Below are 26,587 nucleotides of genomic sequence, written 5' to 3'. Positions count from 1 at the left end.
GGAGTATTCCAATGAATGACCAAATTGCCTTTATGACACGATGCGTGACGACAGGCAGAATGACCCGACGCGAATTCATTGGCCGGTCCGCGGCCCTTGGGATCGGCGCCGCGATGGCCAACACTATTTACGCTCAGGCCGCCCGCGCCGCAGACCCGGTGATGGGTGGCACCATCAAATTGGGAATGCAGGGCGGTTCGACCACCGACAGTCTGGATCCGGCGCTGACCACCAATGCGGCCGGCTTGATGCTGCTCCGGCTTTGGGGCGAGCCGTTGGTCGAGCAGGATGACGATGGCGGGCTACAAGGCAAGGTTGCCGAAAGCTACGAAGGATCTGATGACGCCGTGACATGGCGCTTCCGCATCCGCAAGGGCATCACGTTTTCCAACGGCCAGGAGGTCACGCCCGACGATGTCGTTGCGACACTCCAGCGGCATTCGGACGATGAATCCAAATCGGGTGCTCTGGGCTTGATGCGCGATATCAAGGACATCCGCGTCGACGGCCAGGACGTGGTGATCGAATTGAACGCGGCAAATGCCGACCTGCCCTATCTGATGTCGGACTATCATTTGCTGATCCAGCCCGGCGGTGGCAAGGGCGCGCCGGACGCGGCCATCGGCACCGGCCCCTACATCCTCAAGGATGTGGATATGGGTGTGCGTTTTGTGGCCGAGAAAAACCCCAACTACTGGGGCGATCTGGGCTATGCCGACACCATCGAAATCCTGGTCATCAATGACGACACCGCACGGGTTGCAGCATTGCAATCGGGTCAGGTTGACCTGATCGACAGGGTGCCGCCACGCACCGCCGGTCTGGTTGCGCGGGCACCCAACATCAACGTCCACAAGACATCGGGACCGGGTCACTATGTCTTTATCATGCATTGTGACACTGCGCCGTTTGACAACAACGATCTGCGGCTGGCGTTGAAATATGCCATGAACCGGCAGGAAATGGTGGACAAGATTCTGTTCGGCTATGGTTCGGTCGGCAACGATACACCGATCAACGCCTCCTACCCGCTCTTTTCCGAAATGGAACAGCGCACCTACGACCCGGAAAAGGCAGCGTTCCATTACAAGAAATCCGGCCATGATGGCTCGGTTCTGCTACGCACCTCGGACAACTCCTTTCCCGGCGCGCCGGATGCGGCAGCCTTGTTTCAGCAAAGCGCAAAGGCGGCAGGCATCGATATCGAGATCAAGCGCGAACCCAATGACGGCTATTGGTCCGAGGTCTGGAATGCGCAACCGTTCTGCACCAGCTATTGGGGCGGGCGACCAACCCAGGACCAGATGTATTCCACGGCCTATCTGTCGACTGCCGACTGGAACGACACGCGGTTCAAGAACGAACAGTTCGACCAGATTCTGCTGGCCGCGCGCGCCGAGTTGGATCAGGCCAAGCGCAAGCAGATGTATGCCGACATGGGCAAGATCGTTCATGACGAAGGCGGGTTGATCTGCCCGATGTTCAACGATTTCGTCGAAGCTTCGAGCACACGCGTATCGGGCTTTATCGAAGGTATTCCCGGCCAGATCCTGATGAACGGCTACGCACCGCATCGGATGTGGGTAAACGCGTGAAATGGGACCGATCCTGACACTTCTGGCTCAGCGCATTGCGCTGAGCCTGCTTCTACTTCTTATGGTTTCAGCGCTGATTTTCGCCGGAACGCTCATTCTTCCCGGCGATGTGGCGCAATCCATTCTGGGCCAATCGGCAACCCCCGAGGCCCTCGCCAACCTGCGCGCGGAACTGGGCCTCAACGAGCCCGCGATCAGCCGGTACTTCAGTTGGCTGAGCGGGATTTTTCACGGCGATCTCGGCACCGCCCTGACCAGCGGGCAAGATATCGCCGCAAGCATCGGCAGCCGCCTCAGCAACACATTGTTCCTGGCCTTCTGGGCGGCGTTGATCTCGGTGCCGCTGGCTATCTTTCTGGGCCTGTTGTCGGTCCGCTTCAAAGACCGCTGGCCGGACAAGCTGATTTCGGCGGTGACCCTGACCTCGATCTCGATCCCCGAATTTCTGATCGGCTATGTGCTGATGTACCTGATTGCGGTCAAGCTGGGCTGGTTCTCTTCCGTGGCGATGATCAATGACGGCATGTCGCTGGGTCAAAAGCTCAACGCCATCGCGCTGCCGGTCATGGTGCTGACGCTGGTGGTGCTGGCGCATATGATGCGCATGACCCGCGCCGCGATCCTGAACGTCATGCAATCGGCCTATATCGAAACCGCCGAACTCAAGGGCCTGTCGGGCCTCGATGTGATCCGCAAACACGCCTTTCCCAACGCCATCGCCCCCATCGTCAATGTCGTGATGCTGAACCTGGCCTATCTGGTGGTCGGCGTGGTCGTGATCGAAGTGGTCTTTGTCTATCCCGGCATGGGGCAATATCTGGTCGATCACGTCGCCAAGCGGGACGTGCCGGTGGTACAGGCCTGCGGTCTGATCTTTGCCGCCGTCTATATCGGTCTGAACATGATTGCCGACATCGTATCGATCCTCGCCAACCCCCGGTTGAGGCACCCAAAATGAAAAATATCCCCCCCGCGGCCCTGATCGGGCTATTCTTCACCGGCCTCTATTTCCTGATGGCGCTGTTCGCGCCCCTGCTGGCCCCCTACGGCATGGCCGAAATCGTCGGCGGTGTCTGGGAACCCTCGTCCAGCCAGTTCCTGTTGGGCACCGACAGCATTGGCCGCGATCTGCTCTCGCGGATGATCTATGGCGGGCGCACCACCATCTTCATCGCCACCATGGGCACCATCCTCAGCTTTGTCACCGGCTCGATCCTGGGCTTTCTTGCGGCGGTCTCCGGCGGTTGGGTCGATCAGCTTCTCTCGCGCTTTGTCGATCTGCTGATGTCGATCCCGACGCTGATCTTCGCATTGGTGGTGCTGTCGGTGATGCCGGTGACGATTCCGGTGCTGATCCTGGTCATGGGCCTGCTGGACTCCACCCGCGTCTATCGTCTGGCCCGCGCCGTTGCCGTCGATATCGCAGTGATGGACTTTGTCGAAGCCGCACGCCTGCGCGGCGAAAAGACCGCTTGGATCATCTTCCGCGAAATCCTGCCCAACGCGTTGTCGCCGCTGGTGGCGGAAATGGGCCTGCGCTTCATCTTCATGGTGCTGTTCGTCTCGACCCTGTCCTTCCTCGGCCTGGGCGTGCAACCGCCCGAAGCCGACTGGGGTGGCATCGTCAAGGAAAACAAGGAAGGCATCGTCTACGGCATTCCCGCCGCCCTGCTCCCGGCCTTTGCCATCGCCACGCTGGCGATCTCGGTCAATCTGGTGGCAGACTGGGTGCTGAACCGCACCACCAGCCTGAAAGGAGGACGCGGATAATGTCTGACCCCCTCGTCAAGGTCCGCGGCCTGAAAATCGGCGCAACCGTCTACCCGCCGGGTGAAAAACCCCATGACATCGAAATCGTCCACGGCGTCGATTTCGACCTGCAAAAGGGCAAGGTTCTGGGGCTGATCGGCGAATCCGGCGCGGGCAAATCCACCATCGGACTGGCCACCATGGCCTATGGCCGGGGCGGTGTGGAAATCACCGGTGGCGAGGTCTGGGTCAACGGGCGCGACATCCTGAAAACCGGCCTGCGCGACGTGCGCCGCCTGCGCGGCTCCGAAGTGACCTATGTCAGCCAATCCGCCGCCGCCTCGTTCAACCCGGCCAAGAAGATCATGGAGCAGGTCACCGAAGCCGCAATCCGCCACAACAAGTTCAACCGCAAAGAGGCCGAGGCCCGCGCCGTCGAACTGTTCGCCAAACTCGGCCTTCCAGAGCCGGAAACCATCGGCAACCGCTATCCGCATCAGGTCTCCGGCGGTCAGCTGCAACGCTGCATGACCGCGCTGGCGCTGTGCCCGGAACCGGATCTGGTGGTGTTTGACGAACCCACAACCGCGCTGGACGTGACCACCCAGATCGACGTCCTGGCCGCGATCAAGGAGGCCATCCGCGACACCGGCGTGGCCGCATTGTACATCACCCACGATCTGGCCGTGGTGGCGCAGGTCAGCGACCACATCATGGTGCTGCGCATGGGCGATATGGTCGAATACGGCACCACCGACCAGATCATCAACAGCCCGCAAGAGGAATATACCCAGGCGCTGGTCTCGGTCCGCTCGATCAAACACATCGAGAAAGATCCCACACCCGAACCGGTTCTGAGCGTGCGCAACATCACTGCGCGCTATCCCGGCACCCATTTCGACGTGCTGCATGACGTCACCGTCGATCTGCATCCGGGCCAGACCCTCGCCGTGGTCGGCGAAAGCGGCTCGGGCAAATCCACTCTGGCCCGTGTCATCACCGGCCTGCTGCCACCCAGCGACGGCACCATCGACTTTGCCGGGCGCACCCTGTCCGCCGGCCTTGGCGGCCGGTCGCGCGAAGACCTGCGCGAATTGCAGATGATCTATCAGATGGCCGACACCGCAATGAACCCGCGCCAGACCGTTGGCACCATCATCGGGCGACCGCTGGAATTCTATTTCGGGCTCAGGGGGCGCGAAAAACAAAAGCGCATCCAGGAATTGCTGGACGAGATCGAACTGGGCGAAGGGTTTCAGGACCGCTATCCTGCGGAACTGTCCGGCGGGCAGAAACAGCGCGTCTGCATCGCCCGCGCCCTGGCCGCCAAACCCAAGATGATCATCTGCGACGAGGTCACATCGGCGCTCGACCCGCTGGTCGCGGACGGCATCCTGAAACTGTTGCTGGACCTGCAAAAGATCGAGGATGTCGCCTATCTGTTCATCACCCACGATCTGGCCACCGTGCGCGCCATCGCCGATTCCATCGCGGTAATGTATCAGGGCAAGGTGCAACGCTATGGCAGCAAGACCGAGGTCCTGTCACCGCCATTCGATGACTACACCGATCTGCTGCTGTCCTCGGTCCCGGAAATGAAGCTGGGTTGGCTGGAAGAGGTTATCGCGCACCGCAAGATGGAAAGCGCCGGCAACTGAGTCGCCTCGGCCCGTTGCAAGGTTTTTTCTGCCCCGGCCACAATCCGGGCCGCTTCGCCCCATTGATGGCGAAGCGGAAACCCGACCAGATCATAAAAACCTCTGATAACAAACAGCAATACCCTTACGTAGCGTCAAGCGCGGCATAAGCGGGTTCCTGCCCGCTTGTTTCAATTTTAGCAAAAAGATAGGGTGCCCTTCGAGAACTGTAACTTGTGAACCAATGTGGAGTAGGTTGATTATGTCATTTCAATCCAAATTTATTGCAGCCGCCAGCGCAGCAGCACTTACGCTGATCGCCGGCACTGTTTCGGCGGCCACCATTTTCGAAGATAACTTCAATCGTTCCAACAGCAACACTGTCGGGAACGGCTGGAACGAATTGGAATGGAATAGCAACGACGTTGCCATCAACAACAACAGCCTGATGTTGCGCGACTATTTGGGCGGCGAACCCGATGCGGCCGCCTCCAGCCTGGTGATCGATGCCAGCGGCTATGAAAACATCTCGGTCGAGTTCAAGTGGCGGTCGCTCAGCCCCAACGAGAACAACGACGATCTGTACCTGTCCTGGGCTCTGGACCCGGCGCCGGCCATCACCGATGAAAACGCCTGGACCCAGGTGTTCCAGGGCAATGACGGCGGAACCAATTGGTTCACCGCAAACGTCGCGCTGGCCGGGGCCGAAAACGGGATGTTCAACCTCATGCTGTGGACCGATGTCGGCTCTTACAACGAAGGCTACCTGATCGACTATGTCACGGTGACCGGCGACGCGATTTCCGCTGTTCCGCTGCCTGCCGGTATGCCCCTGTTGCTGGGTGGTATCGCCGCCTTTGCCCTGGCGCGCCGCAAGCGCGCGCAGGCCTGACCTGGGCCACATCGGCGCATTGACATCAACGGATCCGGCGCTGCCGGGTCCGTTTTTCTTTTGCTAACCTTTTCGACCGCACCCGGTGTTAATCTGGGAAATCCGGCAAAATCCACGCCCTGCGTATGTACGCGGCATGTACAGGCTATGGACGGATAGAAAACCGCTCATCGCCAGCGAAACAAGGGGGGGGTTAACGGCCGATCCCCGATCTGGCGGATTTTGTACACACAACTGTTGCCTTTGTTCCCTGCCTCGGCTCTGCTCGGCCCGAGATCCAATCGGTGGAAGACATGAAGAAAAAGCTCCTGCTCATCATCCTGGACGGTGTCCCTTACCGCAACTGGCGGCGCCTGTTCGGCAATCTGGAAGGCTGGGTTCAATCCGGCGACGCCCGCGTCTGGAAGCACCGCGCAGTGGTGCCGTCGACCTCGGCCAGCTGCTATGCTTCGATCCATACAGGCGTGTCGCCACAGGTGCATGGCTGCACGGGCAATGGCAACGTTTTCCGCCTGTCCCAGCCGGATGTGTTCAGCCAGGTGCGCGCCGCCGGTGGCGTGACCGGGGCCGTGGCCCACAGTTTCTGGAGCCAGTTTTTCAACCGCCATCCTTTTGATTTCGTTCGCGATATCGAGTATGATGAGCCCGACAGCACCACCATCAACCACGGCCGGTTTCACAGCATGACCGGCTATGGCACCGACAATCAGATGACCCCCTGCGACGTGGACCTGTTCGCCACCCTGACCAACCTGTGCCACCGGTTCGGCCTGGATTACGGGATGCTGCACACCTGCACGCTGGACAGCATGGGGCACCGGTTCTATCACGATTGCCAACAGATGGACCACGCCTGTTTCGTGATGGACGAAATGCTGGCCCCGTTCATTCCGCAATGGCGCGCCGCTGGGTATGAGGTGATCGTTACCGCCGACCACGGCCAGGACGATCGCGGCCACCACGGCGGCGTATCCGAATGGCAACGGGATTGTGCGCTGTATTACTTCGGCCCCGCCGATGGCCCGCCGCCGGACACGGTCATCGACCAGCTGCAACTGGCCCCTACGATCCTGTCCCGCCTTGGCGCACCGATTCCAGACAGCATGCAGGCCCCATTATTTCTGACATGATTGCAGGCGCTTGGCCCGTTCAATCATAGGGCCACAGCCCCTGCCCCAGCGCCTCGATCGCAACCGTGATCCGCTCGAAACTGTCCCGCGCACGGGCCACCGTGCCGCGCGCGCGCAGATAGCCATGCACCAGCCCCGCCTCGCAGATCCAATGGGCCCGCCCTCCGGCGGCCACGATACGCGCACCATAGTCACGCCCGTCATCGCACACCGGATCACATTCCGCCGACACGATGACCGTCGGCGGCAAGTCCCTGAAATCATTGCCCTGCAACGGTGAATAGGTCGGATCATCGCTCGGAGCCACACCGCCCTGCGCCCGGATCCCCGCATATTGCAGGAGATAGGCTCGCTGCAGCAGCGGTGCCTCTGCATGTTCGATATATGATCCGGACTCCATATCGCCCCCCAGGCTCGGATAGATCAGCACCTGCCCCAAAATACAGTCCAGCCGCCCCCGCGCGTGATATGCCACCGCCGCCGCGAGATTGCCGCCCGCGCTGTCCCCGGCCAGCACGATCGGATCTCCGAACTCGGCCCCGGCCCAACAGGTCGCGGTATAGGCATCGTCAAACGCCGCCGGGTGCTTGTGTTCCGGCGCCAGCAGATAATCCACCGACACCACGCGATACCCGGTCTGGGCACAGATATCGGCACAGACATCGTCATGACTGTCCAGCCCGCCGACAACAAAGCCGCCGCCGTGAAAATACATCACCGTGCGCGATGGGTTGCCTGCCACATAGACCCGCACCGAAACCCCATCAGCCAACTGGTCCTGCGTCGCAACACCTTCGGGCCGGGGTTGGCGAAACACGTCACACATCGCGTCATAGGAGGCGCGTTCTTCCTGTAGTGTGCGAGCGGTGGAATCGTCGGGATAGGCCTCGCGCGTGCGACGGATGAAATCCCATGTCTCGGCGTCAATCAGACTGTCATAGTCCATGCGAATCTCCGGTCCGCTCTTAAAGGGTCGGGTCAGATTGCCCATTCCCACGGGCGTGTAAAGTCGCCCAGAACCTTGCCCACTTCGGCCTCGTCGGCATCATTGCGGCGCAACTGGGCAACGAGGCCCCGCTTCTTATCGTCGATCACGTTCTCGACCCGCGCGGAAATTCCGGCCTCTTCCAACGCCGCGTCGTAGACCCGCATAATGGCATGTTTGCGCAGATCGGGCTTAAAGATCTTGCCGACCGCGGTCTTGGGCAACTCGTCCAGAATAGTAATATGTTTGGGCCGCGCCGCCCGTTCATGCACGTGGATCTCGCAATATTTCAACAACTCGTCGGGCGTGGCGTTTGCACCGCCGACCAGTTCGACAAAGGCACAGGGCAGTTCGCCAGAATGCCGGTCCGGTTGCCCGATTGCTCCGGCAAAAGCCACCGCGTCGTGACCCAACAAGGCCTCTTCGATCTCGGCGGGATCGATGTTGTGGCCACCGCGGATGATCAGATCCTTGGCGCGCCCGGTAATCCAAAGATAACCATCGGAATCTACCCGCCCCAGATCGCCGGTTCGCAGGTATTTATCGTGATAAAACAGATCCTTGTTCTTTGCCGCTTCGGTATAGGTATGCCCGGTATAGACACCGGGATTCGAGATGCAGATCTCGCCGATTTCATCCACGCCCACCTCGACCGGCCCATCCGGGCCACCCTGAAAGATCTTGACGTCCGAATACGGGAAGGGAATGCCGATCGAGCCGACTTTCTTTTCACCTTCCACCGGGTTCCCGGATACCAGACAGGTCGCCTCAGTCAAACCATAGCCTTCGATGATGGTGACTCCGGTGGCTTCCTCGAACCGGCGGAACAACTCCAGCGGCAAGGGGGCGGACCCCGAAAACGCCTTTTTCACCGTCGAGATATCGGCATCCACCGGGCGTTGCATGGTGGCCGCGATAGCGGTCGGAACCGTTGCGATAAAAGTGGTTTTCCAGCGCTCGTTCAGCTTCCAGAAGTTGTCGAACACCCCCTCGCCGCGATAGCCCTGCGGCGTGGGAAAGACCACGTGACAGCCACAATAGACGGCCGCCATCAGCATCACATGACAGGCCATGACGTGAAACAAAGGCAGGGGACACATGATCGTGTCCTTTTCGGTCAGCAGGAGTTCGCCCCCAACCCAGCCGTTATAGACCATGCCCGAATACAGGTGCTGCGCGACCTTGGGCATGCCGGTGGTCCCGCCGGTGTGGAAATAGAACGCAACCCGGTCGCCTTTGGAATCGGCAAAGCTCAGGGTTGCGGGCTGTTTCGCCATCTCGCCGTTAAAGCTCTTGTAATCCGCATGGGCCAGATGCTCGCGATCCGCGAATTTGGGACGGACCAGCGGCACGATCCAGCTTTTGGGCGGGGTCAGATACCGGTTCAGGTCGACCTCAAGCACCGTGTTCACGCTGGGCGCATGACGTACCGCCTCTGCAACCTTCTGGGCCACGTCGGTCTTGGGAAACGGCTTCAGCGTTACCACCACCTTGGCGCCGGTCTCGCGCAGGATCGACGCAATCTGCTCGGGCTCGAGCAACGGGTTTATCGGATTGACAATACCCGCCACCGCACCGCCCAGCAGCGCCAGGATGGTTTCATTGCAGTTGGGAAGGACATAGGCCACCACATCCTTTTCGCCGACGCCCAGCGAACGAAACAGGTTCGCCGCCTGGGTCACCTTATCTTTCAATCCGGCCCATTTCAGCGTTTCCGCCTTGTCCGTCGGGCCCGACAAAATCTGATAGCTGAACGCGTTGTAGCTCGGGTATTTGTCGGCCGTGCGCGACAACATCTGGTACAGTGTCTTGGGGACCTCGCGGGACTCCCACGGCATTTCGTTCTCGATAGCGTTGCGGTCCGCCATGTTTGCTATGGTCATATCGCACTCTCCCCTGATGCCCGTTTCGGGCTATCTCCTCTGAATTGTACCCAAAATGGTCGGAAACCGCCCGTGGCGCAAGCCATCAGGCATCGGGGTGGTTCATTGCGCCGGGATGACGTTGCGCAACAAGACCGACACCGCCTTGCTGTGCCGGCACCTTGCAATGGCAGACCAGATCAACGGCGAGAGTGCGTCGCGTTTTCCACCGGGAAACGGCCGGAACATGGCGCGGCCCGAAACGGGCTTCCGCCGGATTACTCCGCCGCGAGCCCATCGGTGAATTGCAGCCGGGCCAGACGCGCATACAACCCGTCCTCGGCGACCAGCTGATCATGCGGCCCCATCGCGACAATGCGCCCCTGATCCAACACCACGATCCGGTCGGCTTTTTTGACCGTCGCCAGCCGGTGCGCCACGATCAGCGTCGTGCGTCCTGCGCTCAGCTCGTCCACCGCATGTTGCACCGCGCGTTCGCTTTGGGCATCCAGCGCACTCGTCGCCTCGTCCAGCAACAGCACCGGTGCGTCGCGCAGGATGGCGCGGGCAATGGCGATGCGCTGTTTCTGGCCGCCGGAAAGCATCACGCCACGCTCGCCGACAAAACTGTCATACCCCTGTGGCAGGGCGGCGATGAACTCATGCGCCGCCGCCGCACGCGCCGCCGCTTCGACCTCGCTGTCGCTTGCATCAGGGCGGCCAAAGCGAATGTTCTCGCGGGCCGAAGCGGCAAAGATCACCGGATCCTGCGGCACCAGCGCGATATGTTTGCGGTACACCTCCCGCGTCAGTTCGCCCAGATCGACCCCGTCCAGCAGAATCCTGCCCCGATCCGGGACATAAAACCTCTGAATCAGTTGAATGATCGTCGTCTTGCCTGCCCCCGAAGGACCGACAAAAGCCACCGTTTCGCCGGGCGCGATATCCAGTGACACATCCTGCAACGCGGCCGTTTCCGGACGCGCCGGATACCGGAAGGACACGTCGCAAAAGGTGATCTGCCCGCGCACCGGGTCCGGCAACAGCCGTGGCTGCGCCGGATCCTGCACCGTATCCACACTGTGCAGCAGCTCGACCAGGCGCTCTGTCGCCCCCGCCGCACGCTGCAATTCGCCCCAGATTTCGGACAGGGCCGCAACCGATCCGGCCACCATGACGGAATAGATCACGAACTGTACCAGCGCACCCTCGGTCATGACCCCCATGCGCACGTCCAGCGCGCCCATCCACAACACGCCAACGACCCCGGTGAAGACCAGAAAAATTACGATCACCGTCATCAGCGCCCGGGTCCGAATGCGCCGGAGCGACACCTCAAAGGCGGTTTCCGTCATCTCGGCAAACTGCACGCGGCTGGCGGCCTCGTGGGTAAAGGACTGCACCGTCTGCACCGCTCCCAATGCCTCGGACGCATTGCCTGAACTGGCGGCGATCCAGTCCTGATTCTCGCGACTGATCACCCGCAGGCGACGCCCTAACACCAGGATCGGCACGATGACGGCAGGCACAATCAACAGCACCATCCCGGTCAGCTTGCCCGATGTCAGCAGCATCAACACCAATCCGCCGAAAAATATCAGGAAATTGCGCAGTGCAATCGAGATCGACGAGCCCAGAACCGACTGGATCAGCGTCGTGTCCGTTGTGATTCGGCTGAGCACCTCGCCGGTCATGATCTTTTCAAAGAACTCCGGGCTCATGCCGATTACCCGGTCAAACACCGCCATCCGGATATCCGCAACCACACGCTCACCCAGCCGGGTGACCAGCGCATAGCGCAACCCCGTGCCCACGGCCAGCAATGCGGCGATCGCCAATGCGGCGATGAAATACTGGTCCAGAATGGCACCGTCCTGCACCCGGAAATTGTCGACCACACGGCGTACCGCCAACGGCAGCGTCAGCGACACGCACGCCGTCAACACCAGCGCCATTCCCGAGGCAACGATCAACCCGCGATAAGGAACCATGAACGGCCACAGCGCGCCCAGCCCCCCGATGTGCTTCGAGCGGGCGCGTTCATCGCTGGCACCGGGTACAGGTTGGGCGGTCTGGTTTCGCGCCATTGCAGTTCCTCGCGTCCTGCGGGTGCCCGTCTTGCCGGCAACCGCTGTCTGGCCCCGCTAAATGGCCGGGCTAGCCCCCGGGGTCAAGCCGCCAGATGCCGCGCCGGATTGCCGCGTCGGTCTTGCCCGACAAGCCATTTGACCCAACCGCCACGAAACGCTAGCTAAAACGGCGTGTCAGCAGAGAGAGTATCCAGATCCCACATGCCGGTCCCTAGATGCAGGTCATAATTCATGCCGGCGCACATTGCACCGATGACGACCGGTTGTTGAAAACCCTTCTGCGTAACAAACAGGATTTTTCCCGGTATGGTATCGCCGTTCCCGGACCGGGCAAATACCGCGACCTTCTGGCGCATTCATTTCGTGCAATGGAAGTGTCCGAGCCGGCACCGGACGCACGCGAAATCCTGCTGGACGCCTTTTTGGACGACGAGATCGCAGATCGGCTGATCCTCTCGAATGCGTTTTTCTTTGGCTCCAAGCGTCAGGCATTGTACGACGGGCGGCTGTATCCCACCGCCCCGGCGCGAATCGTGTATCTCAGAAAACTGTTTCCTGAGGACCGGCTGAATGTGTTCATGGCGCTGCGCAATCCGGCGGGTTTTCTGCCCGCGCTCTTGGGGCCGACCACCCCGCAACAGATGTTTGACATCATGGGGCGACAGGATCCGCGACATCTGCGCTGGTCCGAATTGCTGAACCGCATCCGTATCGCCGCCCCGGATGTCGGATTGACCGTCTGGTGCAACGAAGACACCCCGCTGATCTGGGCTGCGATCATTCGCGAGATGGCGGGGCTGGAGCCAGGGCAAAAGATCACAGGCGGTTTCGATCTGCTCAGCACCCTGATGTCAGGCGAAGGTATGCAAAAATTCCGCGCCTATTTGCACAAACACCCCCGGCTTGACGAGAGCCGCAAACGCGATGTGATAGCCGCGTTCCTGGAAGAATTCGCGCTTGAGGACGAGCTGGAAGAGGAGCTGGACCTGCCAGGGTGGACCGAGGACCTGGTGCAGGAATTGACCGAGATCTACGACGCGGACGTGACACACATCCAGAACATGCCCGGCATCACCATGATTGCCCCCTAGACAAAACCGACCGCAATGCTGGTTGCGCAAATCCCCTTGCATCCTGTCCGGGCCGCTTGCGATACCTGTCACTGAACCCCTGACGCGGAGAGTAGTTCCAATGCCCGCCCATCTGCTTCGACGGATGACCGCCGCAATGCTGCTGGCGCTGACCCTGTGTGGCACGGGGCAATCCTTGCGGGCGCAGGCTCCGATCACGGTTTTTGCCGCCGCCAGCCTGAAATCCGCACTGGACGAAATTGCGCAGGGCTTTAGTGCGACCCGCGGCCCGATACAGCTATCTTATGGTGGCAGTTCGACCCTTGCCCGGCAAATTCAGTACGGCGCGCCGGCCCAGATCTTTTTGTCGGCCAATACAGACTGGATGGATGCCCTGGAACGGGACGGGCTGATCGTCGCAGACACGCGCGTTGACCTGCTGACCAACAGCCTGGTGTTGATTGCCGGCCCGGATGTCGGTCCGGTACCACCGATATCGCCGGGCTTCAATCTGGCCGGGGCGCTGGGAACCGAACGGTTGGCAATGGCACTGGTCGATGCGGTGCCTGCTGGGCTGTATGGACGGGCAGCCTTGCAATCTCTGGGGATCTGGGAGACGGTCCGCGACCGGGTCGCGCAGGCCGACAACGTTCGCGCCGCACTAATGTTGGTGGCTATGGGCGAAGCGCCCCTTGGCATCGTCTATACCACAGATGCTGCCGCCGACCCCCGGGTGCGCGTCGTAGGAACCTTTCCCCCCGACAGTCATCCGCCAATCGTGTACCCCATCGCGCTGATCAAAGGCCCGAACCAGCCCGAAGCGCAGGCTTTGCTGAATTATCTGCGCAGCCCAGAGGCCAGTGCAGTGTTTGAACGCCATGGTTTTGGCCTGGCTCCGGCCATCAAATGAGCGACTGGCTGGGCCCGACCGAATGGCAGGCATTGGCGCTGTCGCTCAAGGTATCTTTCTGGTCCACCCTGCTCAGCCTGCCGTTCGGCATTCTGGTGGCCTATGCGCTGGCGCGCTGGCAATTTCGCGGCAAACAAGTCCTGAATGGCCTGGTCCATCTTCCACTGATCCTGCCGCCGGTGGTGACCGGTTACTTGCTGTTGCTGACGTTCGGACGGCGCGGCGCGGTCGGCGGCTGGCTGGAAGATACATTTGGACTGGTATTGGCCTTTCGTTGGACCGGCGCGGTGCTGGCGGCCGCGATCATGGCCTTCCCGCTGCTGGTACGCGCCCTGCGCCTGGCAATCGAAGCCGTCGACCCGAAATTGGAACAGGCTGCCGCCACGCTTGGCGCGCCACACTGGTGGGTTTTTGCCACCGTGACACTGCCGTTGATCCTGCCGGGCCTTATCGCCGGCGCGGTGCTGGGATTTGCCAAAGCGATGGGAGAATTCGGCGCTACGATCACCTTTGTATCCAACATCCCGGGCCAGACCCAGACCCTGCCTTCGGCGATCTATACTTTCCTGCAAGTGCCCGGAGGCGAGGACCCCGCCCTGCGCCTGGTGGCGGTCTCGGTGGTCGTTGCGATGGGTGCGTTGCTGGTCTCGGAACTGCTGGCCCGGCGGGCCGCGCGGCGGGTGGCCGGCGCATGAGCCTGTCAGTAGATATCCGACACCGACTGGGCACACTGAATTTGCATATCGCTTTTCAGGCCCCCACCGGTATCACCGCCCTATTCGGACAGTCCGGCACCGGAAAGACCACCGTGGTCGACGCCGTCGCAGGGTTACTGCGACCGGAATCGGGACATATCGAACTCTCCGGTCAGATCCTGTTTGATTCGGCCAGCGGGCGATCTCTGCCGGTACATAGGCGGCGTCTGGGTTATGTGTTTCAGGACGGACGTCTGTTTCCACATATGTCCGTACGGCAGAACCTGACCTATGGGCAACGGTTCGCAGCCCTAAACAAAGGGCCTTCTTTGAACGAGGTCACTATTCTGCTTGGCCTGAATGACCTGCTGGATCGTCGCCCCGGAAAACTGTCCGGTGGCGAGAAACAGCGCGTAGCCATCGGTCGCGCCCTGCTGTCCCGTCCTCGTATGCTGCTGATGGACGAACCATTGGCAGCGCTGGACTCCGCCCGCAAGGCCGAAATCCTGCCCTATCTCGAGCGGCTGCGGGACCAGACCGACATCCCAATCCTGTATGTCAGTCACTCCGTGGCCGAGGTCGCGAGACTGGCCACCACGGTCGTGGTTCTGGAAGCGGGACGTGTCGTGCGCGCAGGCCGTGCCGAAGTCGTCCTGTCCGATCCGGATATGGTGCGCCAACTTGGCGTGCGCGAGGCGGGCGCAGTCCTGTCGGCAACCGTCCGTGCCCATCACGCCGACGGGCTGACCGAACTCGCGTTTTCGGGTGGTCGCCTGTTTTTGCCCCGGATGAACATTCCAGAAAGATCGCCGACCCGCGTCCGAATCCTCGCCCAAGACGTCCTTCTGTCACGCGTTGCCCCAATGGGCCTGTCGGCGCTTAACATCCTGCCCGTGCACATTATCGCAATTCGCGAAGGCAGCGGTCCTGGGGTCATCGTGCAAATTCAGTCCGGCCAGGACCGGCTACTGGCCCGCATCACCCGCCGGTCCGCCGATGCAATGGAACTACGGACCGGTGACGCAATTTACGCTGTAATCAAATCGGTTTCGATCGCGCGCACGGATATTGGAGCGGGCTGACGTTCTTCCCGTCGCGCAAGGTCAACCGCTTCGGGCGCACCCACCGACCTTCACACGCCAATACTTGCAAACAGACCGGGGCCGTATCGGGCCGACATCTGTGCAACCTCTATTCGCGCAGGGAAGGTTACGTTATCCTCCGCCTGCATAGAAACGCTATATGTCCAATGGGGTGAAGTGACCATCGCCTCACGTAGCACCGTCGCGCCATTCCGAACGCGGATCAAATAGGATTCACTATCTTCGCCTAATGGAACATCCGGCAGTTCCCAACTGTCGCCCTCTATTCTTGTACGGCGAATCCAGTTGACGTTGATATCAGCTCCGTTTTCCAAAGAAACTGAGAGGTGGCATGGTGGATAGGGGCGCAGACCGTTGCCATCGAATGCCTCAACCAAATGCGTATACGAAGGATCATCATAGCCGCGTTGTGCTGGCCCGATACGAAAATGGCGGGCGATCCTCTTCTGTGCGCTGCTCAATTCGATTTGCCCAGGCGCACCGTTCAACAGAACGAAATACGATCCAGCCGGCCACGCATCCGGCATCAAGCCATCACTTCCCAATTGACCACGCAAGCGCGTCGACAAAAGATAGCAGCCCTCTTTCAATAATTCCGCACTCTGGAATTGAAATAATTCCCAGTTTCCACTCGAACCGTCTCCAATAACAGCAAGATTTGCTCCGTTCAGAATAGCATTCGCGTCGCGCGACTCCAATGCCCCAGATAGGATTTTGACTTGCAGAGCGGCACCCTGATCCCAAACTCCGGTGGATGCAGCGAACAACGGTGTTTCCGTGATACCAATCACGCTGCGTTTGGAAATCACTTGGCTCAGAGTATAATTTTCGTCGGAAAGCGACGCATACATCGCCACCGAGCCCGGCCAAGGTATTGCCGAAACTGCGAGATGCGGAGCATGCGGAACTTCGTCTCCGCTGATCAGAGGCAGGTCCATAAAGAGGGAAAACACGGGTAATGGAGGCACAAACGCCTTTGTTCCGGGCGTGTCATCCGCAATTTCAGATGGGGTGTATACTGCGGGCTCAATTCGCACGGCCTCTACGATCTGCAATTCCGATTGTTCAATGCGATCAATTCGATACACTGCGTCATCACCTTCCGAGACGAAAGGCAACCGAACGATATCCCCTGCGCCCAGCTCCATTTTTGAAGGAGGTAACGCAAAACGTGCCTTGTCGCGAGACACGCGGGCTTCGGTCAGCCAACGCTCGACCACCTGACGACCTTCGGCGCGCGACATTGCCAAAGGTAGATCACTGGACGTCACAGCATGAGTCGCAGCATCTGGCAAGACAGCCTCTTCGGCAACAATGTCGTGATCCGCGCCAGCCTGGACGAAACGAACTCGAACCCGACCCGTCATCTCTGCTTCTGCATCCCGGGTCTTGTCCAGCAAACTGTCCAGATCGCCAGATTCCGCCAGGTCTTCTTTCTCCAAAACCCGAACGTTCTTGCCATTTCGCGTGACAAAGCGCAGCACGCCATCTCGCTCGATGGCATCGAAGCCGTACCGCAACATGAGCGGCTGAAGCGCTGAACGCGCATTGGCTACCTCATCCAAGACATAGCCATGTACCATCCCAAACAACTCGCTTGTATCCACATCTGCGATACCCGAGTTGCGACAGATTTCTTCCACAACCGAAGTGAGGGTACGAGACCCAACCCGCCCATTGATCCAATGTCCACGTGCGTAATTTGCACCATCGCTCCACTGTATCCGGGTGTTCGGAAATGCGGGAAATGGACGGACATCCCACGCCCAGACATAGGCATTCTCCATGTCGATCATGGATTTTCCATAGACCTCGGACACCGGATTTTTGGTTTCGTCCCCCCAATAGCTCAGGATTGTTTTCAAGTACTGGTGCTGGATAAAATCGTCGCGCAGTCCAATTGAACCCCGAGGCACACTCGACTCCGATGATTTAGGGTCCAGGAATTTGTTTGGCTGGTTTGTCCCCTTATCTATTGCAGCACAGCCGAATTCGGTGAACCAAATCGGCTTGGATTGCGGTATCCAAGCGGTTGGAGCGGACCGCCGCACCCCACCGATCCGTTCGTAGTGCTCGTTTTGCCACCAGTTGCGTAGATCCTTGTAGCGCCAGATCCATGGTTCGCCGTGCGCCGCGTCCTCAATCGGTGTTCGAATCTGCGCCGCTTCGGCTTCTGGCGAATGATAATACCAATCATAGCCTTCACCACCTTCGATGTTAGCCGCCAAATAGTCCGTATTATAAATGCTTCCCCATTTAGCGTCGGCATGACTTTCGCCTTCGCGCCAATCCGAAAGCGACATGTAATTATCGACTCCGATAAAATCGATATTTTCATCCGCCCAAAGCGGGTCCAGATGAAAATACCTGTCACCGCTGCCATCCTGAGGCTGGTATCCAAAATACTCGGACCAGTCAGCGGCATAACCGATCTTGGTCTCCGGCCCCAATAATTGACGCACCTCGGCCGCAAGATCCTTCATCGCGGACACCGATGGAAATTCGTTTGCGCCTCGGATCTGCGTCAGCCCCCTCATTTCCGAACCTATACAATACGAAGCTACCCCGCCCGCTGCTTTGCAGAGCGCAGCATAGTGGAGGATGAAACGGCGCATCCCCCATTCCTCAGGGCCTGAGTAGTTGACTTTGCCATTTAATACACGGAAATCATTGGCACTTGCCGATCCAAAGAACTTGGCAACCTGCGCATCAGCCTCCAGCGTTCCATCCGGCGACCCTGCGGTCCCAGGGGCGTCCGAAAGAGTTATTCTACCCCGCCAAGGCAATACGGGTTGCTCCGGCTTTCCGGTCCATGGGTCTTTCAATCCGTTCCCGGAAAGCTGGTCCATTAAAATGAAGGGGTAGAACATCACCCGTTTTCCGGAAGCATTCATGTGCTTGATTGCTTCGACAACTGCAGCATCCGCCGGCGTGCCGCCGTAGATCGGGCGGTCGTCTTCTCGAACGATTTGCTCTGCCGTAGATCGTGTTAACCCAGCTACAGTCCACGGCATGTTTTTGCCATCGATATTGGCCCGTTCGATCTTCGGGGTAATCTGGCAGGAATCGCAGCGCAAATCATTGCCAAACCACGATACAACAAGCGACACGGCGGAACAGGCCGGCAGCTCCTCTTTCAACATGTCTATTGACGTAACCATATCGGATCGGCCTGATGGGCTATTTGTATTGGCTGCCCAACTGCTGCCTGGTCCTTTGGTGTAGTGTACAGATGATTGCGCCAGCGTGTATTCCCCGGTGCCGGGCATCAATGCCACGCCCTTGATGAGCTGCGGCAATTCATGATCATAACTCTTTGACGCCGCTTGCTCCGGGCGCACGACTTCAAACGAAAATTGCGGAACCCGATTTCCGTACCGTCCTAGACCAATGTTCTCCATGACCACATATGCCGTACCGCGATAGGCTGGCACTGCGCCCTGGCCTTCGATTGCTTCGATCACCGCATCAGGCAGTTGATCCATGGATCCAGTGTAGATTCTCATATTCAGGTCATCGCGAGAAACCTCTTCGCCATCGGCCCAAACACGCCCGATTGACGAAATCTCACCCTCGCAAACGGCGATAGCAAGCGACACAAAATAACTGTGCGACGTAATCTCGGGCTCACCTGGGCTTCCCTTTCCTCCGCCGCCGGTCGTGCTCGTGGTCTCCAGGAAATCTGATGCCCAGATAACCTGCCCACCCACACGCATCCGACCAAAAACCTGAGCAATCGGTTCCCCGTCGCCGGCACTTGTTAGTCGAAACCGATCGACTCGGCCGGTCTCGACGGGCTCGGACCCCTGTCCCAAAAGACGTTGATCGATCACTTGCCCCAAGGTCGCGCCGACTGCCCTGCCGATCGCCACCGACGACAGCCCCGCCAAAGTACCGCCAACCGCGCCTCCAATGGCCGCACCTGCAGCTGAAAGTAGAATCGTAGCCATCAGAAATTCTCCATAGGAAATTTGAAACGCGCCACGATGCGCGTTTTCCAAGGCGCGCTCAGAGGGCTTTCGACGACACCATGATTTGCATACGCGTGAACAAATGACGAACTGTGCTTAGTTTCGGCGATGATCCCAAGATGCTTGGCCACAGAACCACTGCGCATTCGAAAAAGGACAACATCACCGGGATCAAAAGCCAACTCACCCAAAACAACGCTGTGCAAATGGCGTTTGGCAGCGGCCCACAAACGTTCTTCACCCTGCGGTTCGGACCAATCCATCGAATATGCCGGAACTGCCTCCGGTTCCGCTCCCAGCAATTCGCGCCAAACTCCCCGCACCAGGCCCAGACAATCCGCGCCCGCGCCACGGCATGCGGCTTGATGGCGATATGGTGTCCCAATCCAGCTCCGCGCGATTTCTACAATGCGTTTGCGATCTGACATCAACGCAGGCTCCCGCCGGTGTTCGCCTTGGATTGCTTGGGTGTCGCCATAACCCAATCTTCGCCCGGAATATCCGGAAATCCCTGATAATTCAAAATGTTGTTAAACTTTAACCGGCAAGTCTCCATACGCTTGTCACATCCGGCATCTAGGCGGACCTCATCGCCGGCCATCACTTTTGCGCGGATGGGCTCCCACAATTCGACAACCCGGATTGTGCCATCGAACCAATCTTTCTTGATTGTTCCCCATAACCCATCGGCATCGCCAGACTTGACTGAAAGTCGGCCTCGCGCAAACCAACCAGGTTCAAAATCCGTCATACCCTGCCAGCGAAACATACGAGACGATTCAACTTTCTCAACCATTCGCAGGCTAGAGTACCCCGGAGCATCCAAATCGAACCGGCATCCGGCGTCCGCCAACACTGCTGTACACGGTTTCTGGAACACGCGACCCAAGGGCCGGTTTAATGCCTCAGTCAAACCGCGCAATTCGGCATGAAAGGCACCACCGCTGCGACGCAGCTCTCCAATCGACCCACGAAACTGCAGCCAACGCACGTTGACATCTTGCCAGTTGACCAACCAGGCACGGACCTCAGCACCGTCAAAACGTCCCGCTTCAATATCTTCGTCACGCACCGAAGCATCGCTGAGCGCGCCGATCGCTTCGGTGTTGTCCACCGACAGGCCAGTGCTTTGTTGCAGCGCAAGTGCCGACAGCCCCGCGTCGGCCTTAAAGGTGACTCCATCGAATTCCAGTGTCAGATCGTGATCTGTGAATCCAAAGGTCAGGCCATCCTTTCGAATAATGGCCCAGCAACGACACAAAGTCGTCAAACCTGATCTCACATGTGCCTGAAAAGCATCGTCCAGCCCAACCATCAGACCCGCACCTCGACCACTGGAACATTCGGAACATCTCCGGCCTGAAAGCTCGCCACGCTGGTCTGAATGCGATCAGTGTCGAATCTCACCGGCACGTCAAATTCGTAACCTGCGGTGATACGCATGGTCTCTGCCGGCGTCTTCAGGAAACGAACCATACCGCTCGCGGTATCGACTTCATAATCCAGCGCCTCACGCAACTCATCCTGCTCGACACCGATCCGTACCGTGCCGGGAACCGGCTTCTTGATAGGCCTGACATAGCTAAAAGCCCCCGATTGGTAGGTCTTCACCAACGGAAATTCCGAAGTTCGCCCGTCCGCGATAGCAATCACCTGATCTTCACAAGAGATTTCCGCCGACGCGCGTCCCGACTTGAAGTCAGACCAGTCTTTCCATCGGAACCCAAACATTTGCCCACGCCGCGCCTCGAAAAACGAAATCAGGATCTCAACGTCGTCCAGTGAACGCATGCCCAAACCGGCATCATAGCGACGGCGCGAATGTGCCCAAGGCGTATTGCGCTCTTCGAACCCATTCGCCAATGTAACGACATCCGTACGCCGTTCTGGCCCACCGACCGAGCCAAAACTCAGCGATGCGGGAAACCTGATTTCATGAAAGCTCATCACTTTCTCCCCTTCTCGTCCATGTTACCGGTTGCGATTTCCACGCCCCAATGCACGGCTCATCTGCGCCGCAATCTGCCCCTGGCTGCGATTGAAGCCCTGCACATCAGGGGTGCTGATGTTCATCACAACGCTGACGCCTTGGCCGCCGGCGCTACGCACGCCCAACTTGCCATCCGCACCCCGTGCGAGTGGCATAATTGCTTCGGGTCCTGCCTCGCCCATCAGGCCAGTGCCGCCGCGCATAGGAAAGGTCACCGGGCCGGACACGACGCCACCCTTTGCAAAGGGCATCACACGTCCCTGCGAGAAACTGCCGCCATCCGCAAACGGCAAAAGACCTTCAACCATCCCGCTTACGCCTTGCGACAAAAGCCCCCCAAAATGGTTTGCCACCGGCTTAATCGCGGCATTGTATGTTGTCTGGATCATCGACTTGGCCACGGTTTCCAATGCGTCCGACAATTTCATGCCGTCCAGAACCACGCCGTCAAACGCTCGGCGCAGCCCCTTGGACAATCCCCGTTCCAAGGTCGATACATCCTTGCCTGTCGCCGCCAGAGACGCGCGCATGCGTTGCAATTCACTGTCGAACCCCGCCGCCATATTCGCCGCAGCTCCAAGGCTATCTTCCAACGCTTCCGCGTTGTCGCCCAGGTCCTCTGAACCGTTCCGATCACTCATTGACCTCTCCTCGTTCCTTGTCCGGATAGGCCGCCAAAAGCGTTTCCAATCCTGCGCGCGACAGCGGGGCCTGTGCACCTCCCTGTCCCAGCAATAACCGCAACTCTGCGGGGGTAAGCTTCCAGAAATCCTCCGGCTTCAACCGCAGCCCCTGAAGCCCGGCCCGCATCAGCGCGGGCCAGTCAAAGCCCGTCATGTGTCTGTCGGCAGCATGAACGCCCGTGCCAGCAACTCTGCCGCCACCCGCGCCGCCATCATCGGCCCACCTTCAATCTCGGCTCTACGCAACTCAGCATCCGAAACGTCGTTGTCGCCCCCCCGCAATCCCGCGCCGATCAAAGCAAGAACATCCCGAGTCGAAAATGACCCACCTTCAAACCGTTCCACCAGCGCCACCAGCGAAGGCGTGTGCAGTGCCTGTTCAAGTTCTGCCAATGCACCAAGTGTCAATTTCAGCACCCGCCGCTGCCCATCGATGACCAGCGCCACCTCTCCCGTCCACGGATTAGCCATTGGTCTAAAGCGCCGTGAAAGTCAGAGCGCCAGCACTGGCCATCGACAACTCATACGTTGCCTCGCCGTTGTGGCTGCCGGAATACTCGATCGAGCTTACCTGAAACGCCCCCTCAACGATGCCAAAGTCCGGAATGATCACCTGAAATTCCGGCGTTTCGCCATCGAAAAACAGCTGCCGCGCCCGTTCGTCGGTTCCCGCATCCTTGAACACACCTGACCCAGAGATGGCGGCCGATTTCACACCCGCACCCGACAACAGCTCGCGCCACCCGCCTTGGCTTTCCAAACTGGTCACGTCTACACTTTCCGCATTGAAGCTAACCCGCGTTGCACGTAGCCCCGCAATTGTTTCAAAAAGACCGTCACCGGTCATGTCTACCTTGACCAACAGATCCTTGCCGTTCTGAGCACCCATTTCGTGTCTCCAAAGTTTGATTGGTTAACTGTCTTCCACGCGCGCGCGAAATCTCAGATCTATGCGCCGAACGCGTCCTGCCTTGCCCGTACGCCTGGCGGTAGCACGGTCAAACCACACGCCCACTAAACGACCGCGATCCAGGGTTAGGTCGGCATCTACCAACGTATCACTGATCGCAGCGGCCAGCCCTTTTGCACGAACAAAGCTCGCACCGTCAGTAACCACGGACACGGTGAACAGATGCATCGCTCCATCGCCCGTCTGATCGGATTGATCCCGAACCGACTCGGGGCCAAGCGTGACGTACAGGCTGGGGATTTCCCCAGGCGGCAAGGCATCATAGATTGCGTCGCCGACGATTCCGCTCACGTTGGTATCGCTCATCAGCCGTTGATAGACTGCCATCTGCAACGCGGCCGCCATGCCATAGCTCATGTCACGATCTCCTCCTCTGCAAAACAGGTCAGGAAACGGCCCTCTGGATCACGTTCCGCAATCGCCTGGATCAAGAACAGGCGCTCACCGTCCCGAAATCTCTGCTCTGGCATCGGTCGCGCGGCTGAACCGTAGGGGGCGCCACGCACCACAATATTGTAGGTCACCGTCGAAACCGGAACGCCGGCCTCGGATCTTTCCCCCCCTGTGCGGGTACGAACCTCGGCCCAATGCTCGCCCAGCGCCTGCCAGATCTCGGCATATCCTCCCGCGCCATCGGGTGCCCTGAAAGGAGCCTCCAGCACCAGTCGGCGGTTCAATTGCGGCAAGCTCATATTCCCGCTCCTATTCCAATCCGCATCGACCGATACCGCTGAATCAGGCTGGAAACCCCAAACGGCATGCACCCGTCGCTCAGCGCAGTTTCGTTCCGGTATTCATAGTAGTGCGCCGCCAACAGCAGAACCGCCTGACCAAGATCGGCCGGCAACCGACCCCATTCGCTCGCATACCCGGCCGTAAGACCGATGCGAACACCCCCGCCAGTGCGCACCATCGGCAACAGGCTCCCGGCGGGTCGAATACGCGGCCTCTGGCTATCCTGCTCCAGTCGAAACTGATCGGCCGGCATTTCGGTCTCAACCTCAAGTTCGTCAATCAAGGTGACACCGGTGATTGCGGTCACCGGAGCAACCGGCAGGATCTGACCTGAGCGATCGCGCCAACCTGTTAACGACCATGTAAATTCACGGGAAATCAGAATCTTACCTGTGCGGGCTTCGATCGCTGCAATGGCCGCCCGCAGGAAACCCTTTAGAACGCCATCCTGCAAACTATCCTCGCCAAACCCGGTTCCCAGCCGCAAATGCGCCTTGAACTCTGCCACCGGCAACGCCGCATCCGGGACGGTCACCTCTTCGATCAACATCATCACTTCACTCCGCAAGGTCGGACCCCTCTGGGCCAATTCATCTGGAAACGGTGGGCACGCGCCGCCCCAAGTTGCTCGGACGGAGGGGAGCAGCTAGACAACAAGGAGGGTTTCCCATGGCACGTGCCCACCACAGAGCCGGGTTACCGGCCCTGTACCCGGTGCCGTTTAGGCGACGCCGAATTTCAACAGCTTGATCGCAGCAAAGTCGGAAACATCCCCGCCTACGCGCTTGGTGGCATAAAACAAGACATGCGGCTTGGCGCTGAACGGATCTCGCAGAACACGCAGATCAGGGCGTTCTGCAATGGTATAGCCAGCGTGAAAGTCGCCAAAGGCAATCGAATAGGAATCGTTGGCCGCATCCGGCATATCCTCGGCAATCACCACCGGATACCCCATCAGCCGGGCCGGCTCTGCCGCTGCCAGACCATCCGACCACAGGAACCGCCCATCCGCATCCTTGAGCTTGCGAACCAGTCCTGCGGTCTTGGAATTCATCACAAAAGTCGCATTGGCGCGGTATTGCGCACCCAGAGCATAAACCAGATCGACTATCGCATCGCCGTCGTCAATGTCTCCATCTACGCCGGTAGGAACATATCCAATGCTTCCCCAGGCCCAGACATCGTTGTCGATCTTGGAGTGGTTCAACACGCCGCGCGGCTTGTCCAGACCGTCACCATTGATAAATGCCGCCGCTTCCGCACGCGAGAACTTGTCCGCGATGCGGCCGGCCAACCAGCCTTCGATATCAAAGGCACTGTCATCCAGCAGGCGCTGACTTGCCTTCGGCAAAGCACTCAGCTCGTGCAGCGGAATTGTGATCCGGTCAATCTGCGGACTGCTTGTTTCGCTCTGCGAACCAGCTTCCGTTGCCCATCCAGCACCAACGTCGGTGTGATCCACCAGCACGTCATAACTGGTGGCCTCGACGTTGACGACCGAGGCAATCGCACGGATCGAAGCTGTGGAGTGCAGCACCGATTGAACCGTGTCAGACGTCTGCGGATCCACCAGATACCCGCCATCGCTGTTTACAGCGGTGGTCATGGACTTGCCGGCCAGTTCCAGACCGCGCAACCCATCATCGTCGCCCGAGCGCAGATAGGCATTAAACGCCTTTTGATGCGGCGCACCTTCATCAGTGGATGCAGACAAATGCGGGCGTGCCGCGAATTTCGATTTACGATCCAGCATGGTCAGTCGCTCTTCCGTTTGTTTAATTTTTTTCTCAATTTCACCTTGAAACCCCTTAAATTCGCTGACGAAGCCGGTCATCGCCTGCTTCACCTCCTGAACCAGGGGCGCACCTTCTCCGGCCATGGCCGCCGTTTCGGTCTTGCTCATCGGAACATCCTGTTTTTGGGTGAGTGATAGGCGCCCTCAGCGGCGCGCCAGCTCCAGCCGCGCACGTTCCAGTGTCGCCGCCAATTCACGCAGCGTGGCTTCCGCCTCCAAGCTTTCGCTTTTGGCCGCCACCCGCGCACTGGGCAGCATCGGAAAGGTCACCAATGACACCTCCCAAAGCTCCAGTTCCGTCAAGAGCCGCTGGCCCTTGTCATTCTTACTCGCTTTTGTTGTGCGATATCCGATCGACAGTCCGTCAATGGCTCCGGCTGCAATCAACGCTGCCGCTTCACGCCCTTTCAGCGTGCAGTCCAGCAGGCGGCCCTTGACCCAAAGCCCCTCGCCATCTTCGCGCACCACGTCCCAGACACCGATTGGCTGCGCAGGGTCATGTTGCCACAGCATCTTGACCCGCCGACCGGCTTTTTCCAACGCGGTTATCGACCTGGCATAGGCACCCTTTTGCACAATATCGCCACCTTGATCGGCTTGCCCGAACAGGCTCGCATATCCTTCGATCACCGCATCTTCGGAAACGCTCAGCCCATCGCCAAACTTGGCAAACTTATGCTCCAGCCCGGTGTCAGTAGTCATAACACACTCCTTGTAATCCATTG

The 26,587-nt window shown here is 59.3% G+C and carries 26 protein-coding genes; 10 read left to right on the top strand and 16 right to left on the bottom strand.

All coding sequences use genetic code 11. The annotated features are described in order from the left end of the window. Positions 1-11: 11 nt before the first annotated feature. The 6 genes from NANH_RS0101875 to NANH_RS0101850 all read left to right on the top strand — a co-directional run bounded on the left by NANH_RS0101875 (position 12) and on the right by NANH_RS0101850 (position 7,003). A complete protein-coding gene (locus tag NANH_RS0101875) occupies positions 12-1,595 on the top strand; it encodes an ABC transporter substrate-binding protein (RefSeq protein WP_027260515.1) in 1,584 nt (527 codons plus the stop codon). 1 nt (position 1,596) lies between these two features. Then, on the top strand, positions 1,597-2,553 hold the full coding sequence (locus NANH_RS0101870; protein WP_027260514.1) for an ABC transporter permease: 957 nt from the start codon (positions 1,597-1,599) through the stop codon (positions 2,551-2,553). Continuing rightward, positions 2,550-3,365 (top strand): ABC transporter permease, encoded by an 816-nt coding sequence (locus NANH_RS0101865; protein ID WP_027260513.1) that lies wholly within the window; start codon positions 2,550-2,552, stop codon positions 3,363-3,365. Before NANH_RS0101870 ends, NANH_RS0101865 begins: the two co-directional genes overlap by 4 nt. Next, the gene (locus NANH_RS0101860) at positions 3,365-5,002 is read left to right on the top strand and encodes an ABC transporter ATP-binding protein (RefSeq protein ID WP_027260512.1); all 1,638 of its coding nucleotides are present in this window, start codon (positions 3,365-3,367) and stop codon (positions 5,000-5,002) included. Before NANH_RS0101865 ends, NANH_RS0101860 begins: the two co-directional genes overlap by 1 nt. Positions 5,003-5,243: 241 nt before the next feature. Further along, positions 5,244-5,873: a VPLPA-CTERM sorting domain-containing protein gene (locus NANH_RS0101855; RefSeq protein WP_027260511.1), complete on the top strand. Its 630-nt coding sequence runs from the start codon at positions 5,244-5,246 to the stop codon at positions 5,871-5,873. Positions 5,874-6,166: 293 nt separating this feature from the next. Further along, positions 6,167-7,003 carry an alkaline phosphatase family protein gene (locus tag NANH_RS0101850; RefSeq protein WP_027260510.1) on the top strand — a complete coding sequence of 279 codons (837 nt, stop codon included), beginning with the start codon at positions 6,167-6,169 and terminating at the stop codon, positions 7,001-7,003. 19 nt (positions 7,004-7,022) lie between these two features. Here the strand turns inward: NANH_RS0101850 and NANH_RS0101845 are convergent, their stop codons facing one another. From NANH_RS0101845 to NANH_RS0101830, 3 genes are all read right to left on the bottom strand, one after another. Next, a complete protein-coding gene (locus NANH_RS0101845) occupies positions 7,023-7,949 on the bottom strand; it encodes an alpha/beta hydrolase (RefSeq protein ID WP_027260509.1) in 927 nt (308 codons plus the stop codon). Between the two features lie 32 nt (positions 7,950-7,981). Continuing rightward, a complete protein-coding gene (locus NANH_RS0101840) occupies positions 7,982-9,871 on the bottom strand; it encodes an acyl-CoA synthetase (protein WP_027260508.1) in 1,890 nt (629 codons plus the stop codon). Between the two features lie 257 nt (positions 9,872-10,128). Continuing rightward, positions 10,129-11,937: an ABC transporter transmembrane domain-containing protein gene (locus NANH_RS0101830; RefSeq protein WP_027260506.1), complete on the bottom strand. Its 1,809-nt coding sequence runs from the start codon at positions 11,935-11,937 to the stop codon at positions 10,129-10,131. Between the two features lie 218 nt (positions 11,938-12,155). On the opposite strand from NANH_RS0101830, the gene NANH_RS0101825 reads away from it, so the two are divergent. The 4 genes from NANH_RS0101825 to modC all read left to right on the top strand — a co-directional run bounded on the left by NANH_RS0101825 (position 12,156) and on the right by modC (position 15,697). Further along, on the top strand, positions 12,156-13,031 hold the full coding sequence (locus NANH_RS0101825; protein WP_027260505.1) for a hypothetical protein: 876 nt from the start codon (positions 12,156-12,158) through the stop codon (positions 13,029-13,031). A gap of 100 nt (positions 13,032-13,131) precedes the next feature. Continuing rightward, positions 13,132-13,920 (top strand): molybdate ABC transporter substrate-binding protein, encoded by a 789-nt coding sequence (modA, locus tag NANH_RS0101820; RefSeq protein ID WP_027260504.1) that lies wholly within the window; start codon positions 13,132-13,134, stop codon positions 13,918-13,920. Beyond that, on the top strand, positions 13,917-14,615 hold the full coding sequence (gene modB, locus NANH_RS0101815; RefSeq protein ID WP_027260503.1) for a molybdate ABC transporter permease subunit: 699 nt from the start codon (positions 13,917-13,919) through the stop codon (positions 14,613-14,615). The genes modA and modB overlap by 4 nt, the downstream gene beginning before the upstream one ends. Continuing rightward, positions 14,612-15,697, top strand: coding sequence for a molybdenum ABC transporter ATP-binding protein (gene modC, locus NANH_RS0101810; protein ID WP_027260502.1), 1,086 nt, complete (start codon positions 14,612-14,614; stop codon positions 15,695-15,697). The genes modB and modC overlap by 4 nt, the downstream gene beginning before the upstream one ends. Positions 15,698-15,747: 50 nt before the next feature. Here the strand turns inward: modC and NANH_RS0101805 are convergent, their stop codons facing one another. From NANH_RS0101805 to NANH_RS0101745, 13 genes are all read right to left on the bottom strand, one after another. After that, positions 15,748-19,668, bottom strand: a complete 3,921-nt coding sequence (locus tag NANH_RS0101805; RefSeq protein WP_027260501.1) for a baseplate multidomain protein megatron — start codon at positions 19,666-19,668, stop codon at positions 15,748-15,750. Continuing rightward, positions 19,668-20,117 (bottom strand): NlpC/P60 family protein, encoded by a 450-nt coding sequence (locus NANH_RS0101800; protein ID WP_027260500.1) that lies wholly within the window; start codon positions 20,115-20,117, stop codon positions 19,668-19,670. Before NANH_RS0101800 ends, NANH_RS0101805 begins: the two co-directional genes overlap by 1 nt. Then, positions 20,117-21,004, bottom strand: a complete 888-nt coding sequence (locus NANH_RS0101795) for a DUF2163 domain-containing protein (RefSeq protein ID WP_027260499.1) — start codon at positions 21,002-21,004, stop codon at positions 20,117-20,119. The genes NANH_RS0101800 and NANH_RS0101795 overlap by 1 nt, the downstream gene beginning before the upstream one ends. Continuing rightward, positions 21,004-21,636, bottom strand: coding sequence for a DUF2460 domain-containing protein (locus tag NANH_RS0101790; RefSeq protein WP_027260498.1), 633 nt, complete (start codon positions 21,634-21,636; stop codon positions 21,004-21,006). The genes NANH_RS0101795 and NANH_RS0101790 overlap by 1 nt, the downstream gene beginning before the upstream one ends. Positions 21,637-21,660: 24 nt before the next feature. Beyond that, complete coding sequence (locus NANH_RS0101785) at positions 21,661-22,320, bottom strand: phage tail tape measure protein (RefSeq protein ID WP_027260497.1); 660 nt, start codon at positions 22,318-22,320, stop codon at positions 21,661-21,663. Then, entirely contained in the window at positions 22,313-22,516 is a 204-nt protein-coding gene (locus tag NANH_RS0101780; protein ID WP_027260496.1) for a rcc01693 family protein, read from the bottom strand. Before NANH_RS0101780 ends, NANH_RS0101785 begins: the two co-directional genes overlap by 8 nt. Beyond that, on the bottom strand, positions 22,513-22,833 hold the full coding sequence (locus NANH_RS0101775; protein ID WP_027260495.1) for a gene transfer agent family protein: 321 nt from the start codon (positions 22,831-22,833) through the stop codon (positions 22,513-22,515). Before NANH_RS0101775 ends, NANH_RS0101780 begins: the two co-directional genes overlap by 4 nt. A gap of 4 nt (positions 22,834-22,837) precedes the next feature. Then, positions 22,838-23,251 carry a phage major tail protein, TP901-1 family gene (locus NANH_RS0101770; protein ID WP_027260494.1) on the bottom strand — a complete coding sequence of 138 codons (414 nt, stop codon included), beginning with the start codon at positions 23,249-23,251 and terminating at the stop codon, positions 22,838-22,840. Between the two features lie 24 nt (positions 23,252-23,275). After that, positions 23,276-23,689 carry a DUF3168 domain-containing protein gene (locus tag NANH_RS0101765; RefSeq protein ID WP_027260493.1) on the bottom strand — a complete coding sequence of 138 codons (414 nt, stop codon included), beginning with the start codon at positions 23,687-23,689 and terminating at the stop codon, positions 23,276-23,278. Beyond that, the gene (locus NANH_RS0101760; protein ID WP_027260492.1) at positions 23,686-24,024 is read right to left on the bottom strand and encodes a head-tail adaptor protein; all 339 of its coding nucleotides are present in this window, start codon (positions 24,022-24,024) and stop codon (positions 23,686-23,688) included. Before NANH_RS0101760 ends, NANH_RS0101765 begins: the two co-directional genes overlap by 4 nt. Continuing rightward, complete coding sequence (locus NANH_RS0101755) at positions 24,021-24,620, bottom strand: head-tail connector protein (protein WP_027260491.1); 600 nt, start codon at positions 24,618-24,620, stop codon at positions 24,021-24,023. The genes NANH_RS0101760 and NANH_RS0101755 overlap by 4 nt, the downstream gene beginning before the upstream one ends. Before the next feature lie 168 nt (positions 24,621-24,788). Continuing rightward, a complete protein-coding gene (locus NANH_RS0101750; RefSeq protein WP_027260490.1) occupies positions 24,789-25,970 on the bottom strand; it encodes a phage major capsid protein in 1,182 nt (393 codons plus the stop codon). Positions 25,971-26,006: 36 nt separating this feature from the next. Beyond that, the gene (locus tag NANH_RS0101745; RefSeq protein ID WP_027260489.1) at positions 26,007-26,564 is read right to left on the bottom strand and encodes an HK97 family phage prohead protease; all 558 of its coding nucleotides are present in this window, start codon (positions 26,562-26,564) and stop codon (positions 26,007-26,009) included. Positions 26,565-26,587: the final 23 nt, after the last annotated feature.

This window comes from Sedimentitalea nanhaiensis DSM 24252, assembly GCF_000473225.1.
GTDB classification, from domain to species: Bacteria; Pseudomonadota; Alphaproteobacteria; order Rhodobacterales; family Rhodobacteraceae; genus Sedimentitalea; species Sedimentitalea nanhaiensis.
The sequence above is the reverse complement of the archived record's forward strand: the minus strand, read 5'-3'. Positions and strand labels throughout refer to the sequence as shown.